1 rRNA gene (cut by a window edge) is annotated in these 2,500 nt (G+C 52.8%); it reads left to right on the top strand.

From position 1 onward, the window contains the following. A 23S ribosomal RNA gene (locus ACOQOA_RS05525) occupies window positions 1–2,462 on the top strand; it begins 281 nt to the left of the window's first position. The last annotated feature ends 38 nt before the right edge of the window (window positions 2,463–2,500 follow it).

The following is a 2,500-nucleotide window of genomic DNA, read 5'->3' as shown; positions in this document are numbered from 1 at the left end:
AACTGGAACACTCTGGAAAGTGTGGCCATAGTGGGTGATAGCCCCGTACAGGTACAGTTGATGACAGGTCCTTGAGTAGGGCGGAACACGTGAAATTTTGCCTGAATATGGGGAGACCATTCTCCAAGCCTAAGTATTACCATGCGACCGATAGTGCACAAGTACCGTGAGGGAAAGGTGAAAAGTACCCCTATAAGGGGAGTGAAAGAGACCCTGAAACCGGATGCCTACAAACAGTCGGAGGGACATGAGTCCTGACGGCGTACCTTTTGTATAATGGGTCAACGACTTAATCTAGCGAGCGAGCTTAAGCCGATAGGTGTAGGCGCAGCGAAAGCGAGTGTTAATAGCGCGTATAGTTCGTTGGATTAGACCCGAAACCGAGTGATCTAGCCATGGGCAGGTTGAAGATGCAGTAACATGCATTGGAGGACCGAACCAGATAATGTTGAAAAATTACTGGATGACCTGTGGCTAGGGGTGAAAGGCCAATCAAACTCGGAAATAGCTGGTTCTCCGCGAAATCTATTTAGGTAGAGCGTCGAGTGAATACCCACGGGGGTAGAGCACTGGATGGGCTAGGGGGGCGCGAGCCTTACCAAACCTAACCAAACTCCGAATACCGTGAAGTACTACTCGGCAGACAGACTATGGGTGCTAAGGTCCATAGTCGAGAGGGAAACAGCCCTGACCACCAGCTAAGGTCCCTAAATCGTGGCTAAGTGGGAAAGGATGTGAGAAGGCCAAGACAACCAGGACGTTGGCTTAGAAGCAGCCATCGTTTAAAGAAAGCGTAATAGCTCACTGGTCTAGTTAAGCCGTCTTGCGCCGAAGATGTACCGGGGCTAAAGCCACGTACCGAAGCTGTGGACTTACATTTATGTAAGTGGTAGCGGAGCGTTCCGTAAGCCGCTGAAGCGGGCACCGTGAGGGTCCGTGGAGGTATCGGAAGTGCGAATGTTGACATGAGTAGCGATAAAGAGTGTGAGAAACACTCTCGCCGAAATCCCAAGGGTTCCTGCGCAAGGCTAATCCGCGCAGGGTGAGCCGGCCCCTAAGCCGAGAGCGAGAGCTGTAGGCGATGGGAACCAGGTTAATATTCCTGGGCCTGTGGATGAGTGACGGATGGCGTAAGTTGTATTTGCTTATCGGATTGTGAATGCAGCGAAGCTGTTCCAGGAAATAGCCTCCACATGTAGACCGTACCCTAAACCGACACAGGTGGGATGGTAGAGCATACCAAGGCGCTTGAGAGAACTGCGTTGAAGGAACTCGGCAAAATACTCCCGTAAGTTCGCGAGAAGGGAGACCTGTACTTGGGCAACCAGGTATGGGTGGCACAGAAATGGGGGTGGCGACTGTTTACTAAAAACATAGGGCTCTGCGAAGTCGAAAGACGACGTATAGGGTCTGACGCCTGCCCGGTGCCGGAAGGTTAAAAGGAGTAGTGAGAGCTGCGAATTGAAGCCCCGGTAAACGGCGGCCGTAACTATAACGGTCCTAAGGTAGCGAAATTCCTTGTCGGGTAAGTTCCGACCTGCACGAATGGCGTAACGACTGCCCCACTGTCTCCAACGCAGACTCAGCGAAATTGAATTCCCCGTGAAGATGCGGGGTTCCCGCGGTTAGACGGAAAGACCCCGTGCACCTTTACTACAGCTTCGCAGTGGCATCAGGATCTATATGTGTAGGATAGGCGGGAGGCTTTGAAGCGGGTACGCCAGTATTCGTGGAGCCAACCTTGAAATACCGCCCTTGTATATTTTGATGTCTAACCGCGGTCCGTTATCCGGATCCGGGACCCTGCGTGGTGGGTAGTTTGACTGGGGCGGTCGCCTCCCAAAGAGTAACGGAGGCGCGCGATGGTGAGCTCAAGACGGTCGGAAATCGTCTGATGAGTGCAATGGCAAAAGCTCGCCTGACTGTGACACCGACAGGTGGAACAGAGACGAAAGTCGGTCATAGTGATCCGGTGGTCCCGCATGGAAGGGCCATCGCTCAACGGATAAAAGGTACGCCGGGGATAACAGGCTGATACCCCCCAAGAGTCCACATCGACGGGGGTGTTTGGCACCTCGATGTCGGCTCATCACATCCTGGGGCTGGAGCAGGTCCCAAGGGTATGGCTGTTCGCCATTTAAAGTGGTACGTGAGCTGGGTTTAGAACGTCGTGAGACAGTTCGGTCCCTATCTGCCGTGGGTGTACGAGACTTGAGAGGAGCTGTCCCTAGTACGAGAGGACCGGGATGGACATACCTCTGGTGGACCTGTTGTTACGCCAGTAGCACAGCAGGGTAGCTATGTATGGACGGGATAACCGCTGAAGGCATCTAAGCGGGAAGCCCCCCTCAAAACTAGGTCTCGCTGAGAACCGTGGAAGACTACCACGTTGATAGGCTGGGTGTGGAAGCGTAGTAATACGTGTAGCTTACCAGTACTAATTGTTCGATAGGCTTCAATCCTTAATCGTCGCTTACAGTGACATTGATCTTTGAAGTAT

The organism is Curvivirga sp., assembly GCF_965219885.1.
Taxonomy (GTDB): Bacteria; Pseudomonadota; Alphaproteobacteria; order UBA8366; family Aestuariispiraceae; genus Curvivirga.
The sequence above is the reverse complement of the archived record's forward strand: the minus strand, read 5'-3'. Positions and strand labels throughout refer to the sequence as shown.